General features: G+C 66.9%; 17 protein-coding genes. 12 read left to right on the top strand and 5 right to left on the bottom strand.

Annotation, left to right across the window (positions count from 1 at the left end; translation table 11 throughout):
• Positions 1–66: 66 nt before the first annotated feature.
• Positions 67–1,023, bottom strand: coding sequence for an aldo/keto reductase (locus U1H82_RS06410; protein WP_322964091.1), 957 nt, complete (start codon positions 1,021–1,023; stop codon positions 67–69).
• A gap of 5 nt (positions 1,024–1,028) precedes the next feature.
• Positions 1,029–1,238 (bottom strand): hypothetical protein, encoded by a 210-nt coding sequence (locus U1H82_RS06405; protein WP_322964090.1) that lies wholly within the window; start codon positions 1,236–1,238, stop codon positions 1,029–1,031.
• Positions 1,239–1,328: 90 nt separating this feature from the next.
• Here U1H82_RS06405 and U1H82_RS06400 point away from each other — a divergent pair, with 90 nt between their 5' ends.
• Positions 1,329–1,790, top strand: coding sequence for a DUF4126 family protein (locus tag U1H82_RS06400; protein ID WP_322964089.1), 462 nt, complete (start codon positions 1,329–1,331; stop codon positions 1,788–1,790).
• Between the two features lie 52 nt (positions 1,791–1,842).
• Here the strand turns inward: U1H82_RS06400 and U1H82_RS06395 are convergent, their stop codons facing one another.
• Together U1H82_RS06395 and U1H82_RS06390 are read right to left on the bottom strand one after the other, a co-directional pair.
• Positions 1,843–2,088 (bottom strand): DUF333 domain-containing protein, encoded by a 246-nt coding sequence (locus tag U1H82_RS06395; RefSeq protein ID WP_322964088.1) that lies wholly within the window; start codon positions 2,086–2,088, stop codon positions 1,843–1,845.
• A 69-nt stretch (positions 2,089–2,157) separates the two neighbouring features.
• Positions 2,158–3,324 (bottom strand): Gfo/Idh/MocA family protein, encoded by a 1,167-nt coding sequence (locus U1H82_RS06390; RefSeq protein ID WP_322964086.1) that lies wholly within the window; start codon positions 3,322–3,324, stop codon positions 2,158–2,160.
• A gap of 119 nt (positions 3,325–3,443) precedes the next feature.
• Here U1H82_RS06390 and U1H82_RS06385 point away from each other — a divergent pair, with 119 nt between their 5' ends.
• The 9 genes from U1H82_RS06385 (at position 3,444) to U1H82_RS06345 (ending at position 12,409) form a co-directional block, all read left to right on the top strand.
• The gene (locus tag U1H82_RS06385; protein WP_322964085.1) at positions 3,444–3,833 is read left to right on the top strand and encodes a c-type cytochrome; all 390 of its coding nucleotides are present in this window, start codon (positions 3,444–3,446) and stop codon (positions 3,831–3,833) included.
• Between the two features lie 14 nt (positions 3,834–3,847).
• Positions 3,848–4,888, top strand: coding sequence for a sugar phosphate isomerase/epimerase family protein (locus U1H82_RS06380; protein ID WP_322964424.1), 1,041 nt, complete (start codon positions 3,848–3,850; stop codon positions 4,886–4,888).
• A 69-nt stretch (positions 4,889–4,957) separates the two neighbouring features.
• On the top strand, positions 4,958–6,262 hold the full coding sequence (locus tag U1H82_RS06375; RefSeq protein ID WP_322964084.1) for an MFS transporter: 1,305 nt from the start codon (positions 4,958–4,960) through the stop codon (positions 6,260–6,262).
• On the top strand, positions 6,259–7,179 hold the full coding sequence (locus U1H82_RS06370) for a hydroxypyruvate isomerase family protein (RefSeq protein WP_322964083.1): 921 nt from the start codon (positions 6,259–6,261) through the stop codon (positions 7,177–7,179). The genes U1H82_RS06375 and U1H82_RS06370 overlap by 4 nt, the downstream gene beginning before the upstream one ends.
• Before the next feature lie 11 nt (positions 7,180–7,190).
• Positions 7,191–8,006: a 3-keto-disaccharide hydrolase gene (locus U1H82_RS06365; RefSeq protein WP_322964082.1), complete on the top strand. Its 816-nt coding sequence runs from the start codon at positions 7,191–7,193 to the stop codon at positions 8,004–8,006.
• Positions 8,003–8,578 (top strand): gluconate 2-dehydrogenase subunit 3 family protein, encoded by a 576-nt coding sequence (locus tag U1H82_RS06360; RefSeq protein ID WP_322964081.1) that lies wholly within the window; start codon positions 8,003–8,005, stop codon positions 8,576–8,578. The genes U1H82_RS06365 and U1H82_RS06360 overlap by 4 nt, the downstream gene beginning before the upstream one ends.
• Complete coding sequence (locus U1H82_RS06355) at positions 8,575–9,408, top strand: sugar phosphate isomerase/epimerase family protein (protein WP_322964080.1); 834 nt, start codon at positions 8,575–8,577, stop codon at positions 9,406–9,408. Before U1H82_RS06360 ends, U1H82_RS06355 begins: the two co-directional genes overlap by 4 nt.
• Before the next feature lie 132 nt (positions 9,409–9,540).
• A complete protein-coding gene (locus U1H82_RS06350) occupies positions 9,541–11,223 on the top strand; it encodes a GMC family oxidoreductase (RefSeq protein ID WP_322964079.1) in 1,683 nt (560 codons plus the stop codon).
• A 163-nt stretch (positions 11,224–11,386) separates the two neighbouring features.
• Positions 11,387–12,409, top strand: a complete 1,023-nt coding sequence (locus U1H82_RS06345) for a LacI family DNA-binding transcriptional regulator (RefSeq protein WP_322964078.1) — start codon at positions 11,387–11,389, stop codon at positions 12,407–12,409.
• A 177-nt stretch (positions 12,410–12,586) separates the two neighbouring features.
• Here U1H82_RS06345 and U1H82_RS06340 read toward each other — a convergent pair whose 3' ends face one another.
• On the bottom strand, positions 12,587–13,606 hold the full coding sequence (locus U1H82_RS06340) for a class 1 fructose-bisphosphatase (protein ID WP_322964077.1): 1,020 nt from the start codon (positions 13,604–13,606) through the stop codon (positions 12,587–12,589).
• 222 nt (positions 13,607–13,828) lie between these two features.
• Between U1H82_RS06340 and epsC the strand changes: the two genes are divergently transcribed.
• Both epsC and U1H82_RS06330 read left to right on the top strand, forming a co-directional pair.
• Positions 13,829–14,785, top strand: a complete 957-nt coding sequence (gene epsC, locus U1H82_RS06335) for a serine O-acetyltransferase EpsC (protein ID WP_322964423.1) — start codon at positions 13,829–13,831, stop codon at positions 14,783–14,785.
• Positions 14,782–15,522, top strand: coding sequence for a gamma-glutamyl-gamma-aminobutyrate hydrolase family protein (locus U1H82_RS06330; RefSeq protein ID WP_322964076.1), 741 nt, complete (start codon positions 14,782–14,784; stop codon positions 15,520–15,522). The genes epsC and U1H82_RS06330 overlap by 4 nt, the downstream gene beginning before the upstream one ends.
• The last annotated feature ends 144 nt before the right edge of the window (positions 15,523–15,666 follow it).

Here is a 15,666-nt window from a genome sequence, read left to right as displayed (position 1 = left end):
ATGCTGCATTAAAAGCCAGGTTGACGCATACGTTCCAGACTTGATGTAATATAATTCATGCGCGGTTCATGTGCCGCTCGTGGTCAGCTGCTCCAGCTGGGCATCGGTGAGGGAGAGGCGCATCGCAGGCGTCAGCTCGGACAACTGCCCGACGCTGGTTGCGCTGGCGATCGGGGCGGTGACGCCCGGTTGCGCCATCAGCCAGGCCAGCGCCACCTGGGCCGGGGTCGCGCCGGTCTCCGCCGCCACCGCGTCCAGCGCCGCCAGCACCGCGCCACCCTTGCCATGGAGCAGTTCGCCCATCTTCGCGCCGCGTACGCTCTGCGACAGATCGGCTTCGCTGCGATATTTGCCGGTCAGGAACCCGGCGGCGAGGCCGTAATAGGGGACGACCCCGACATTTTCGGTGACGCAATAATCCTGCAACTCGCCCTCGAACATGTGGCGGCTGACCAGATTATATTCGGGTTGCAGGACGTGATAGCGCGGCAGACCGGCGGCGCGCGCCGCGTCATTGGCGGATTTCAGGCGCGCGGCATGGAAGTTGGACGCGCCGATCACGCGCACCTTGCCCGCCTCTACCAGTCGGGCAAAGGCCTCCATCACCGCCTCCTGCGGTTGATCCTCGTCATCCTGATGCGCGAAATACAGGTCGATCCGATCGGTGCCGAGCCGCCGGAGCGACGCCTCCGCCGCGGCCGCGATACGGGCGGGCGCCAGTTTCTCGCCGCCTTCACCCGGCAGCATCCCGACCTTGGTCGCGATCAGCACCTGGTCGCGCTTGCCGCTGGCCTTCAGCCATTCGCCGATCATCGTCTCGGACTCGCCGCCCTGATGACCATCGACCCAGGCGGAATAGACATCGGCCGTGTCGATCATCGTGCCGCCCTGATCGACAAAGGCGTCGAGCACCGCGAAGCTCGCCGCCCGGTCGGCGGTCCAGCCGAAGACATTGCCGCCCAGCACCAGCGGCGCGATCATCAGGTCGGTCGAGCCCAGGCGGCGAAGCGGCATGTCGGTCATCGGGATCAGCTTTCGTTGGCGGTGGATGTTTCCTCCTCAACGTCCGAAGGCGCCATCGCGTTCAGATCGAACGCATTGGCATCGAGCATCGCGGCGGCTTCGTTCAGCTGGCGATTCTCTTCCTCGCTCAACCCCTTGGGCTGGTCGGAGGACGAACATGCGGCAAGCGACAGCAGCGCGGCGGTCATCAGGATGCGGATCATGGCGCGCATCATGCCAAAGCCGGGGGCGGATGGGGAAGGGGGAACCCGGCGGGCGGGTGGCGGCGTTGTTGCGGTCTGCTCCACATGCACAGGGCCATTCGCATGCTCGCATCATTCAAAATGGGTCTGGTCGGCGGTCAGCGCGCGATGACGCCGCTGGCCGCGGTGTCGATCGCCGCTGCGCGCGGGCAATTGCCGCTGGGCAAGGGCGTGCTTCGCTGGCTGGCCAATCCGATCGTCGCGGTGGGCACGCTGGCGCTCGCGATCGGCGAGATGGCGGGCGACAAGCAGAAGACCGCCCCCGACCGGATCGTGCCGATCGGTCTGGCGGCGCGCTTCACCACCTCGGCGATTGCGGGGGCGGCGCTGGCCAGCCCGAAGCATCGCTGGCTGGGCGCGGCGATCGGCGGCGTGACGGCGGTGGTCGCGTCCTATCCGGGATGGCGCGGGCGCATGGCGGCACTGGGCCGCTATGGCCAGACGAAGACGGGCTTTGCCGAGGACGCCGCCGTGCTGGCGGGTGCGATCGGGATCGTGCGGGGGCGAAGCGCCAAGGCCGCCTGATCCCTCGCCCTGACCGCCGGAGCCCCATGGCCCCGGCGGTTCGTTCATGATGTTACCGGAACATATTGTGCCGGGGCGAAGGCACCTTGCCGTTCATCATGCGGAACAGCGTCCACTCCTCGACGATCTTCTTGCCCGGCAGATAGCAAAGCCCGATCGTGCCGCCATCCGGCAGCTTGGCCATGACCGAACGCCCGGCCATCTTGCCGCAGAAGATCGATGCGGGGTTGGGCATGGCCTGTACGGCACCCGGCAAAGCGAGGGCGGCGCAGGCGGCGATCGCGTACAGGGACTTCATCAAAATGGGCTCCAGGGTTGATCCTTCGCAATGCGTATCATCGCCGCATGAATGCCTGCTGACAGCACCTTAGAGGGATAGGGCGGTCCATTTCTCGTCCGACCCGGCATTGGCCAGCACCGCCTCGACAAAGGCCATGGTGCGAAGGCCGGACTCCAGTCCCGGAAACCAGCTTGCCTCACCCGGCGCGCCGCCCTGGGCCGGGCCGCCGTCCCGCAACGTTCCCGCCACCGCGCGGTAGAGATTGCCGAACGCCTCGATATAGCCCTCCGGGTGGCCCGAGGGGGTGCGCAGGCGGGGCAGGGTGGTGGGGCTGAGGCCAGGCCCGCCGGCGCGGACGATCTCGGCGGGACGGTCCAGCCAGCGCAGGGTCAGCGTGTTGGGCTCCATCTGCGACCATTCGAGTCCGCCCTTCTCGCCGTGGATGCGCAGGCGCAGGCCATTCTCCTCGCCCGCCGCCACCTGCGTCGCGCGCAGCGTGCCGCGCGCACCTTCGGCGAAACGGAGCAGCACATTGACGTCGTCGTCCAGCATCCGCCCTGCGACATGCGTCGTGACATCGGCCGACAGCGCCTCGACCGCGAGGCCGGAGACATGCTCGGCGAGTTGAAAGGCGTGGGTGCCGATATCGCCCAGCGCCCCGCCCAGTCCGGCCCGCGCCGGGTCGGTGCGCCACTCGGCCTGTTTGTTGCCCTCGCGGTCGAGCGGACTGCTCAGCCAGCCCTGGACATATTCGACATGGACGAGCCGGATCGCACCGAAGTCGCCGCGTGCGACGCGGGCCCGCGCCTCCTCGACCATCGGATAGCCGCTATAGGTGAAGGCAAGGGCGTAGAGCTGGCCCGACGCGCGCGCCCCCTCGGCAATGGCCCGCGCCTCGGCGAGGTTCATCGCCATCGGCTTTTCGCTGAACACCGGGAAGCCCGCATTCAAAGCGGCGATCGCCATGGGGGCGTGGAGATGATTGGGGGTGACGATCGCGACGGCGTGAATGCGCTCGTCCTCGGGCCGCGAGCGTTCGTCGGCGAGCAGCGCCGCGATCGAGTCGTGCACCCGGTCGGGGGCGAGGCCCAGCGCCGCGCCGCTGCGGCGATTGCGGTCGGCATCGCTGCTGAACGTGCCCGCGACCAGTTCCCACTCGCCGTCCAGCGCCGCCGCCATCCGGTGCACGCCGCCGATGAACGCACCCTCACCGCCGCCCGCCATCGCCAGTCGTAATTTGCGTCCCGCCATCATCCTCTCCTTTCATCCCAATCGCTTATGTTGCGATATTCGATGCTTGCGTGATGACGGTTTACCGTTAAACTTCGCCATGAACCAGCGAGTCTGGGAAAGAAAATGACAGGAGAGAGAGGATGAGGCAGCTGCTTTGGCTGGCCGCATTGCCCGGCGCCGTGGCATTGGTCGTGGCGGCGAACGCGCCGTCCACCGCGCAATCCGCGCCCGCCGCCGGGGCACAGGCCTTTGCCGCATGCCGCGCCTGCCACACGCTCAACAAGGGTGGGCGCAACGGTGTCGGCCCCAATCTCAACGGCGTGTTCGGGCGACAGGCAGCGACGGTCGCCGGTTTCAACTATTCGCCCGCGATGAAGGCGTCGGGCCTGAAATGGGATGACAAGACGCTCGACGAATTCATCGCCGCGCCGATGAAGAAGGTGCCGGGCACGCGGATGCCGATCGGCGTCGCCGACCCCGCCAAGCGCGCCGCGCTGATCGCCTATCTCAAGGCCGAGACGAGCAAGTGACCGTAGCCGGGACCATGCGCGGGCCGGGCATCTTTCTGGCCCAGTTCATGGGCGATGCCGCGCCGTTCGATACGCTGGATTCGGCGGCGCGCTGGATGGCGGAGGCGGGCTATGCGGGTGTGCAGATCCCGACCTGGGATGCGCGCTGTATCGACCTGAAGCTGGCTGCCGAGAGCCAGGATTATTGCGACGACCTGGCCGGGCGCTGTGCCGAGGCAGGCGTCGCGATCACTGAATTGTCGACCCATTTGCAGGGGCAGCTGGTTGCGGTCCATCCGGCCTATGACGCGGCGTTCGACGGCTTCGCGCCGGAAGCGGTGCGGGGCAAACCGGCCGAGCGGCAGGAATGGGCCGTTCAGCAGCTTCATTACGCGGGCAAGGCCAGTCGTCGGCTGGGGCTGAAGGCACACGCGACCTTCTCGGGCGCGTTGCTCTGGCCGTTCGTCTATCCCTGGCCGCAGCGGCCCGCCGGGCTGGTCGCGGAAGGTTTTGCCGAACTCGGCAAGCGCTGGCGGCCGATCCTGGATGCATTCGAGGCGGAGGGCGTGGACCTCTGCTACGAACTGCATCCGGGCGAGGATTTGCATGACGGCACGACGTTCGAACGGTTCCTGGATTCGGTCGGCGGGCATCAGCGCGCTAACATCCTCTACGACCCCAGCCATTTCGTATTGCAGGCGATGGATTATCTGCAGTTCATCGACATCTATCACGACCGCATCCGCATGTTCCACGTCAAGGATGCCGAGTTCAATCCGACCGGCCGGGCGGGCGTCTATGGCAGCTATAGCGACTGGATCGACCGGCCGGGACGCTTCCGCTCGCTGGGCGACGGGCAGGTCGATTTCGGCGGGATTTTCTCCAAGCTGACCCAATATGGCTATGCCGGTTGGGCGGTGCTGGAATGGGAATGCTGCCTGAAGCACCCGGAGGACGGCGCGCGCGAAGGGGCCCCCTTTATCGCCGCGCATATGATCCGCCGGGCCGAGCGGGCTTTCGACGATTTCGCCGGTGGCGGCGATCCGGCGGCCAATCGGCGCTGGCTGGGACTTTAAACAATTCAAAGACTTGACCATCCGCCCCGGAGGGTAAAGTCTGACATAAAATATAAGCGGGAGAGGGGCATGGAAGCGATACCGGACAATCGGTCGCGTCTGTTCTGGCTGAGCGTGCTGGCCTTGTTCACGGCCGCCGCGAGTGCGGCGTTGCGCGCGGCGGTGGCGAGTAGCCTGAAGGCGGAGTGGATCGATCCCATCGCGCCGGTCGAGGCGGGGGAGCTGATCGGCTCGGCGCTCGGCTCGGCCTTTCTGGGCTTTGCGGCGACTTTGTTCGTGGCGAGCGCGCTGCTCGATCGGATCGGCGCGCGGCAGATGCTGATCGGTTGCGGGCTGTGTTTCCTGGTCGGCACGGGCGCGATCATCGGGGCGGGCCATGTCGCCAGCGGCATGGGCGTCTATCACATCGTCTGGGGCGGGATGCTGCTCAGCGGCATTGGCTGGGGGCTGGCAGAAGCGTCGATCAACCCGCTGACCGCGCGGCTCTATCCGGAAGAGACCACGCACCGGCTGAACGTGCTGCACGCTTGGTATCCCGGCGGGCTGATCGTCGGCGGGCTGGCGGGCGTGCTGCTGGCGGAAGTCCTGTCGTGGCAGGCGATCATGGCGCTGGTCCTGGTCCCCGCGCTGGGCGTGCTGGTGATGGCGGCGATCACCCGCTTCCCGCCCGTCCCGCGTGCGGTGCGCGATGTCGGTTTCGGCGGCATGATCGCGGAAGTCTTCAAGCGGCCAAGCTTCTTCGTCTGGTTCGCCGCGATGTTCCTGACCGCCGCGTCCGAGCTGGCGCCGGGCCAGTGGCTCGACGTGGCGCTCAGCAGCCGGGTGGGCATGCGCGGCATCCTGCTGCTCGTCTATGTCAGTGCGCTGATGTTCGTGTTCCGCCATTTCGCCGGGCGGATCGCGGGACGGCTGTCCAATCCGGGGCTGCTCTGGGTGTCGAGCCTGATGGCGGGGATTGGCCTGTTCCTGTTGTCGCGCGCGCAGTCGCCGGTGGCGGCGATCCTGGCCTCGACCGTCTGGGGGCTGGGCGTCTGCGCGATGTGGCCGACCATGCTCGCCTCGGTCGCGGAGCGTTATCCGCGCGGTGGGGCCTGGGCGCTGGGGCTGGTCGGATCGGCGGGCGCGCTGGCGAGCTTCTTCGTCCTGCCGCGACTGGGCGCGATGTTCGACGCCGCCAAGGTCGAGCTGGCCGGTGGGCCGGAGGCGTTCAAGCGGCTGACCGGCGAGGCGCTGCGCCAGGTCGAGGATGCCGCCGCGTCGCAGTCCTTTGCCCGGCTCGCCATCGTGCCGGTGATCCTGTTGTTCGTGTTCGGCGGCATCTGGCTGGCCGAGCGCCGCCGTCCCCGCCCCCAAGTCGCGGAGCGTGTCGCATGAGCTGGTCGCGTCGTACCGTGATGGGTGGCCTCGCCGCCGCCGTTCCCGCCGCCGCGCTGGCGGGGCAGAAGGCAGGCCGGTCGTCCAACGCCGCGCGCTTCACCCTCGGCTTCGCACCACATCTTGGCAGCTTCGCCAGCCGGGGCGACAGTTCGGTCGAGCAGATCGCCTATGCCGCCGATCAGGGCTTCTGGGCGTGGGAAGACAATGAATATCGCCTCCGCCCCATCGCCGAGCAGGAGGCCATCGCCAAGGCGTTGCGCGACCGCAAGATGACGATGGGCGTGTTCGTCGCCTCGATGCCCAAATGGTCGGAATCGCGCCCCCTGCTGGGCGGTGACGACGATGCCGAGCGGCAGGCTTTCCTGGCCGATGTGACCAGCGCGGTCGATGTCGCCAAGCGGGTCGGGGCGACGCGGATGACGGTCGTCACCGGCTTCATGGACAAGAAACTGCACCCGGCAATCCAGATGGGGCGGATCATCGACGTGATGCGCCGGGCAGGCGATATCGTCGCGCCGCATGGAATGGCGCTGGTGATGGAGCCGCTCAACACGCGGACCAACCATCCCGGCGTCTTCATGCAGTCGATCGCGGAAGGCTATGCGGTCGCGCGCGGGGCGAACAGTCCGGGCGTGAAGGTGCTGGCCGACCTGTATCACGAGCAGATTCAGTCGGGGAATTTGATCCCGACAATGAAGCTGTGCTGGGACGAGATCGGCTATATCCAGTTCGGCGACAATCCCGGCCGCAACGAGCCGGGCAGCGGCGAGATCAATTACGCCAATATCTGCCGCTTCCTGAAAGCACAGGGCTATGCCGAGGTGATCGGCATGGAACATGGCAATTCGGTCAGGGGCCGGGCGGGCGAAGAGAAGCTGATCGCCGCCTATCGCGCGATCGATCCGAGAACATGAGGAGGGGAGCGATGCGGATATTGCCGTTGATCGCGCTGGTACTGGCGAGCGGTGCTGTGGCGCAAGACAGGCCGGGCATGGGCTTTCGCGACACACCGATGCTGCCCGGTGGCAAATGGCATGTCCATGATCCCGACCGCCCTGCGCCGCGCGTCGTGACGCCTGCCGCGCAACCCGGCGGCGCACCGTCAGACGCGGTCGTGCTGTTCGACGGGCGCTCGCTGGACGCCTGGACGCCCAGCGGCAAGCCATGGCTACTGAAGAACGGCGTGATGACCGTGCCGCCGCGCGACGGCAAGGGCGAGAGCGTGCTGGTCAGCAAGCAGAGTTTCGGCGACGTGCAGCTTCACCTGGAGTTCCGCTCGCCCAACCCGCCGCAGAAATCGTCGCAGGACCGGGGCAATAGCGGCATCTGGTTCATGCAGCGCTACGAGGTGCAGATCCTCGATGGGTACAACAACCCGACCTATGCCGATGGCCAGGTCGGTGCGGTCTATGCCTGGAAGCCGCCGCTGGTGAATGCGGCGCGGAAGCCCGGCGAATGGCAGAGCTATGACATCATCTTCGAGCGGCCCCGCTTTGCGGCGGACGGCAAGCTGCTCCGCCCCGCCTATGTCACCGCTTTCCTGAACGGCGTCGTGGTGCAGAACCATCAGGCGATGCTCGGCACCACCATCTGGCGGCAGGTCGAGAAATATCAGGCGCATGGCGATGCCGCGCCGATCCAGCTTCAGGATCACGATTCGCCCGTCTCGTTCCGCAATATCTGGGTCCGCCCGCTGTCGCCCGAGGCGATCGCGCAGGACCTGCCGGAGGATGCCCGATGATCGACCGCAGACACGCTTTGGCGGGGATTACCGCCATGTTCGGCTCCGCGCTGTTCGCACCCATCGCCCGTGCGGCGGGCGCGGTCGAGCAGACGCGTGGGGGTGTTCCCGTCATCTCGGACGGCCCGCCCAGCGTGGCGGTGTTTACCCCCGTTCAGCGCGCGACGATGACTGCTCTGGCGGAGCGGGTGCTGCCCACCACCGACACGCCCGGCGCGATCGCCGCCGGCGTGCCCGCCTTTATCGAGAAGATGCTGGCCGATTGGGCGCTGCCCACCGACCGGGTGCCGATCATCGCCGGGTTGAACGCGATCGAGGCGCGCAGCCAGAGCGTCAACAAGGTGGCCGCCGCCAAGGCCAGCCCTGCGCAACAGGACACGTTGCTGACCGAGGCGATGGAGGGCGTTCTCCCCGAGGGCCGGGCGTTCTTCGAGCCGTTCCGGCAACTGGTCATCACCGGATACTACACGTCGGAGATCGGCATCACGCAGGAACGCGAGTACCTGCCCGTCCCCGGCGAATATGACGGCGCCTATCCCTATTCCAAGGTCAACAAGGTGTATTCGGCATGATCGATCGTCGTTCGCTGATGGGCGCGGGGCTGGGGCTGGGCGCAGGCGTGCTGTTGCCGGGCATGGCACAGGCCGCGCAACTCGGGGCCATCGGGTTGCAGCTCTACACGATCCGCGAGCTGTTCGCCGCCGATCCGGTCAAGACATTGGAGGCGGTGGCAAGGATAGGTTACCGCGAGATCGAATATGGCGGGGGCGGCTATGACGCGATGGACCATGCCATGCTCCGCCGCACGCAGGACCGGCTGGGGCTGAAGGCGCCGTCGATCCATGTCCCTTATGACTCGCTGCTCGGCAAGTTCGACGCATGCGTGACCATGGCGAAGACCTTGGGCGCGGACACCATCGTCCTGCCCTATATGACCGACGCGCATCGGACCGAGCCGGGCTGGAACGCCGCATTGCCCAACATCAACCGCTTTGCCGCGCAGTTGAAAATGGCGGGGCTGGGCTTTGCCTATCACAATCACGATTTCGAGTTCACCACCAAGCCCGGCGGCATCAGCCTTTACGACCGGCTGCTGAAGGGCACCGACCCCGCGCTCGTTAAGGTGGAGATCGACCTCTATTGGGCGATCCATGCGGGCGAGGATGCCGCCGCGCTGATCCGGCGGTTGGCCGGGCGCATCTATGCCTATCACGTCAAGGATGCGCGCGCCGATGGCAGCATGACCGCGGTGGGGGCGGGCAAGATCGACTTCGCTGCGCTTTTCAAGCTCAACGGCCTTGCGGGCGTGAAGCATTTCTATGTCGAGAACGATCAGGCACCCGCACCCTATCTACCCGACATCACGACCAGTTACCGGACGCTGCGCGCGTTGCGGTTCTGATCCATGCCACATCCCGTCATTGCGAGCGCAAGCGAAGCAATCCAGAGCCACGGGCAGGACGCCCTGGATTGCTTCGCTTGCGCTCGCAATGACGAATAAATGCAACGACATAAGACATTAGGGAGGACAGCCATGGCGGCGACGAACCGTTTCGACGCGATCGTGATCGGGTCGGGGATCAGCGGCGGGTTCGCCGCCAAGGAACTGACCGAAAAGGGCCTGCGCGTCCTGATGCTCGACCGGGGCGTCATGGTCGAACATGGCGAGGGCTATCCCTATGACGGCAAGCCGCCGTTCGAGGTGCCCGCGCGCAACATCATGCCCAAGCCCTTGGTCGAGAGCGATTATTTCATCGCCAAACAGGGCTATGTCGCCCCCAGTAACCAAAAATTCTACAATGACGACCGGCTGAACCCCTATGCCTATGACGAGGGGAGCAAATTCTACTGGATCAGGCCCGGCGCGGTCGGCGGCAAGTCGCTGATCTGGGGTCGCTGGTCGTTCCGCTGGAGCGCGGACGATTTCGAGGCGAACAAGCGCGAGGGCGTCGCCGCCGACTGGCCGATCCGCTATGACGATGTCGCGCCGTGGTACTCGTACGTCGAGAAATATATCGGCGTGTCGGGTTCGCGCGAGAACCTGCCCTATCTGCCCGATAGCGAGTTCCAGCCGCCGATCCCGATGAACGTGGCGGAGACGTGGCTGAAGGAGCGGCTGGAAAGCCAGTTTCCGGGCCGCAAGTTGATCCACACCCGCCTGTCCAACATGACCGAGGACAAGCCCGACCAGAACCGCACCAAATGCCAGTTCCGCAACCAGTGCGGCAATGGCTGTTCGTTCGGCGCCTATTTCTCGACCCAGGCGGTGACGCTGCCCGCCGCGCGCGCGACCGGGCGGCTGACGCTGCAATCCGATGCGGTGGTAACGGGGATCGACTATGATCCGGCGAAGAAGAAAGTCACCGGCGTCCGCTATGTCGATGCCAAGACGGGGCAGGCGCAGACGGTCGCGGCCAATCTGGTCTTCGTCTGCGCCTCGGCCATGGCGTCGGTGCAGATATTGATGAACTCGCGCAGCGCTGGCTCGGAGCGCAGCCATTTCGACAGCAGCGGGACGCTGGGCCGCTACGTGATGGACCATATCTTCCGCGTCGGCGTGTCGGGCGAGATTCCGGGCATGGACGACCTGATCGAATATGGCCGTCGTCCGGGCGGGGTGTACGTCCCGCGCTTCCGCAATCTGAAGGGCGACGAGGGGCTGGGGTTCCGGCGCGGCTATGGCTATCAGGGGTCGGCCTATCGCAACGCCGCCAAGCCGGTCGGCTTCGGCGCGGAGATGAAGCATGGGATGCGGCGCTATGGCCCGTGGCAGTTCAGCATGGGCGCGTTCGGCGAATGCCTTCCTTACGAGGATAATCGCGTCTCGCTGCATTCCAGCAAGGTCGACCGGTTCGGCGTGCCGCTGATGAAGTTCGACGTGACCTTCCGCGACAATGAGTTGAAGATGATGGCCGACGCCCGGCGCGAGGGCGAGGCGATGCTGCGCGCGGCGGGCCTGAAGAACGTGACCAGCGGCGAGCAGGAGCATGTGCCGGGCGACGCGATCCACGAAATGGGCGGCGCGCGCATGGGTGCGGACCCGCGCCAATCGGTGCTCAACAAGTGGAGCCAGGCGCATGATGCGTCCAACCTCTATGTGACGGACGGTGCGCAGATGGCGTCGGTGTCGTGCGTGAACCCCTCGCTGACCTTCATGGCCCTGACCGCGCGCGCGGCGGATCATGCGGTCAAGGGGCTGAAGGCGGGGGCGGTCTGAGGTTGGGCGCAACTTATATTCCTCCCCTGCAAGGGGAGGTGGCAGGCCGAAGGCCTGACGGAGGGGTGTCCCGGTCGGAGAGGTGGACATTCCTCGCCAACGGGACACCCCTCCACCACCCTTCGGGTGGTCCCCCTCCCCTTGCAGGGGAGGAATAGGCTGAATGTCCATCACCAAACGCCCCGAGGGCATTACCATCCGCGCGGTCGGCGAGCGGGCGGGGGTGTCGGCGATGACGGTGTCCAACGTCATCAACGGCGCAGGCCGGGTCAGCCCCGCGACGCGCGCGACCGTGCTCGCCGCGATCGAGGCGCTGGGCTATGTCCCCAATGTCGCGGCACGGCGGCTGGCCAAGGCGCGGGCGACGACGCTGGGCCTGCTCTATAGCGACAAGGGCACGCCCTTTATCGACTCGATCCTGTTGGGCGCGCTCCGGGCGAGCAATGCGCGCGGGTTGCAGTTCATCGCGCGAGGGGAGGAAGGGCTGACCCGCGAGGCGGCCGAGGCGGCGCTGCGTTCGCTGGTGCAGAGCGGGGCGGCGGCGGTGCTGTTGCTGCCACCCTTTGCCGAATTGCTCAGTGGCTCGGGCCTGTTCGAGGAACTGGGCGTCGCGGCGGCGGCGATCGCGACCGGGCAGGCGATGCCCGACATGGCGACGGTGCGGATCGACAATCGCGCGGCGATGGCGGCGATGACCAGCCATGTCGCGAAGGCAGGGCATCGCCGCATCGGTTTCCTGGCGGGGCCGCAGCATTTCTCGGTCGCGGACGAGCGAATGGCTGGGTTTCGCGACGGGCTGGCGGCGAATGGGCTGGCCTATGACCCGGCGCTGGTCATGCGCGCGGGGTTCGATCCGGCGGCGGGTGCGGCGGCGGGGCGGGTGCTGCTCGACCTGCCCGACCGGCCGAGCGCGATCCTGTGCAGCAGCGACGACATGGCGGCCGGGCTGATCGGCGAGGCGTCTCGCAGAGGGCTGCGCCTGCCCGACGATCTGACGGTCACCGGGTTTGACGATACCGCGATCGCCGCGCGGCTGTGGCCGCCGCTGACCGTGATCCGCCAGCCGGTCGGCGACATGGCCTTCTGCGCGGTCGAACAGGTGCTGGCATCGCTGCGCTCGCGGACGGTGGAGGACCGGGTGGTGGATTTCGAACTGGTCGCGCGGGAATCGGTGGGGCGGGGATAAGGGGGCACGTGGCCGCATAACCCTAATTTCTTCGCACCCCGGCGGAGGCCGGGGCCCAGGCTCCATCAAGCGTGTAGAGCGGACGACGAGGCGGGGGAGGCCAATCCACATCCCGCCCTCGATAGGTCACCGCAACTGGGCCCCGGCCTTCGCCGGGTATAGGAGAGCGGTGAAACCTTACCCCGTCCGCCCATACTCCGCGACCAGCGCCACCTCTTCGGGATCGCCCAGCACCACGCCGACGCGCTGGTGCAGGCCGACCGCCTCGACCTCCATGATCGGCTTTGCCCCGTCGATCGACGCGCCGCCCGCCTGTTCGATCAGGAAGCTCATCGGGTTCGCCTCATAGAGCAAGCGCAGCTTGGCCTTGCCGTCCTTGCGGTGGTCGCCGGGGTAGAGGAACACGCCGCCGCGCTTCAGGATGCGGTGCACATCCGCCACCATCGAGGCGGTCCAGCGCATATTGTAATCCTCGCCCAGCGGCCCTTCGGTGCCGAGGATACGCTCCTCGATGTAGCGCGAAATGCCGGGCGACCATTGGCGGCGGCGCGCCATGTTGATCGCGAACTCCTTGGTGCCCGTCGGAATGCGCATCGGCCCGTCGGTCAGCCGCCACGATCCGATCTCGCGGTCGAGCGTGAACTCATAGACGCCGGTGCCGACCGTCAGCACCAGCAGCGTCTGCGGGCCGTAAATGGCATAGCCTGCCGCCACCTGCGCCCGGCCGGGCTGGAGGAAATCGGCCTCGGTCACTTCGCGGCCCGCGCAATCCTCGGGCGCGCGCAGGACCGAGAAGATGGTGCCGACCGACAGGTCGACATCGACATTGCTCGACCCATCGATGGGATCGAACAGCAACAGATATTCGCCGCGCGGGAAGCGGTTGGGGATGCGGTGGATCGTCTCCATTTCCTCCGACGCCATCGCGGCCAGGTGCCCGCCCCATTCATTGGCATCGAGCAGCAGGTCGTTGGCGATCACGTCCAGCTTCTTCTGGACCTCGCCCTGCACATTCTCGCTGCCGAGGCTGCCCAGCACATCGCCCAGTGCGCCCTTGGAGATCGCCTGGTTCACCGCCTTGCACGCGCGCGCGACGGTTTCGATCAGCAGGCGCAGCTCGGCGGGGCAGGTCTCTTCGGAGCGGCGCTGCTCCTCGATCAGGAAACGGGTCAGCGTCGTCTGGCGCGGCGTCGTCATCGATTGCTCCGGGAAGGGCCGGGGGGATGATCGGCCCCGCGGGCTCCCTCCCGCCGGGCCAAGCCATGGTGGCGGGCGGACCATGGACCGGCCTCCGCCCGTGCGCAACCTGACGTTAAGCAAAGCTGGCGCTTTATGGGACCGTAGCAAATCTGTTATATCCCACTTCGCAAATGGGATATGATGGAGGTCGGAGGATCGCATATGACGACCGGACGGCTGATGACGGAAACCCCCGTGCAGGGTCATGCATCGACGGGCATTGACGGCATCGTATCGGCGCTGCGCACCGCCCGGCATGGCTGGCGGGTGCGGCAGGACGCGGGCCGCGATGTCGAGCGTTTTCCGTCGCGCAGCGGGGTCGAAGATGTCGTCGCGCTGGTCGCCGCCGCGCTTTATCCGCGCCGCCTGGGTCATTTCCGGGGCGGGGTGCAGGAGGAGGATCGCTTCGTCGCGGCCAAGCTGCTCGCCGCGCTGACCGCATTGGAACGCGAGATCGGCGCGGAACTGGCCTATTGGCAGAAGGATGTCGATGCGGCCTTCCCGCCCGAGCAGGCCGCTTTGGTCGCGCGGCTGTTCGGCGCGACCCTGCCGCAGGTGCGCGAGTTGATCGACAGCGATGTCGAGGCGGCGTTCCTGGCCGATCCCGCCGCGCGCAGCGTCGACGAGATATTGCTCTGCTATCCCGGCGCCATCGCCAGCCTGCACCACCGCATCGCGCACGAACTGAACGAGCTGGGCGCGCCGATCGTCGCGCGGATGATCTCCGAACTCGCCAATGAGCGGACCGGGATCGACATCCATCCGGGCGCGACCATCGGGCGGCATTTCTTCGTCGATCATGGCACCGGCGTTGTCGTCGGCGAAACCGCGATCATCGGCGAGCGGGTGCGTGTCTACCAGCATGTGACGCTGGGTGCGCGCTCGGCACTGGGCACCGCGCCGCGCTCGCCGCGCGACCGTTTCGCGCGTCATCCCATCGTCGAAGATGACGTCATCATCTATGCGGGCGCGACGATCCTGGGGCGGGTGACGATCGGCGCGCGCTCGGTGATCGGCGGCAATGTCTGGCTGCTGACCGATGTCGAGCCCGACAGCGTGCTGGTCCAGCCCGAGGCGCTGGCCCTGCCGCGCGCGGAGGGGCGGGCGCTGCGCCAGGAATTGGAGGGGACGGCATGAAGCAGGGGCGCAAAACCATCATCGGCCTGATGTGCGGCAACGAGGTCGCGAACCGCCCGATTCAGGCGGTCGCGACCCGCTTCATCGATCCGCTGGTCCAGCTATGCGGTGCCAGCGTGGTGATCGTCCCCGCCGTGCCGGAAGCGGTGGACACCGTGATGATGGCCGACATGCTCGACGGATTGCTGCTGACCGGCGGTCGGTCGCATGTCGCGCCCGCGCAATATGGCGACTGCGCCGAACTCGCCCCGCAAGCCTGCGACCCGCAGCGGGACTCGGTCGCGCTGGCACTGGCCGGGCGAATGATCGAGCGCGGCAAGACGGTGTTCGGCATCTGTCGGGGGATGCAGGAGATCAACGTGCTGTTCGGCGGCTCGTTGACCTGCCTGGGCGGCCTGCCGCGCCATCATCGCGGATCGTGGGAAGGCGATTACGACACCTTGTTCGGCCATCACCACCCGGTCGACCTGATGCCCGGCGGCGCGCTGGCCGGGCGCAGCGGGCATCGCCGGGTCGAGGTCAATTCGGTGCACCAGCAGGGTGTCGACCGGCTGGGCTATGGTCTGGTGGTCGAGGCACGCGATGCCGAGGATGGGCTGATCGAGGCCTTCCGCGCGCCCGGTTGCGGCGCGGACGTGCTGGCGGTGCAATGGCATCCCGAATGGGACGTGGCGACCTGCGGCGTCGCGCGCGGCTTCTTCACCCTGCTGGGCGAGTCGGTGCGCGGCCACGCCTGACCGCGAAGGCCTTCCTGTCGAAATGGATTGTCGGATCGGCGGCTCATGCCGTCCGATAGCGCTTGCGTTCGGCCCCTTAGTCGCCTTAAAGTTGCGCTCATAAAATAGGACTTTCATGGAGAAGGAGTCGTGATGGCGACAGTC

The organism is Sphingomonas fuzhouensis (assembly GCF_034659795.1).
Classification (GTDB): Bacteria; Pseudomonadota; Alphaproteobacteria; order Sphingomonadales; family Sphingomonadaceae; genus Sphingomonas; species Sphingomonas fuzhouensis.
Note: the sequence above shows the minus strand (reverse complement) of the source record. Positions and strands in the feature narration are given on the sequence as shown.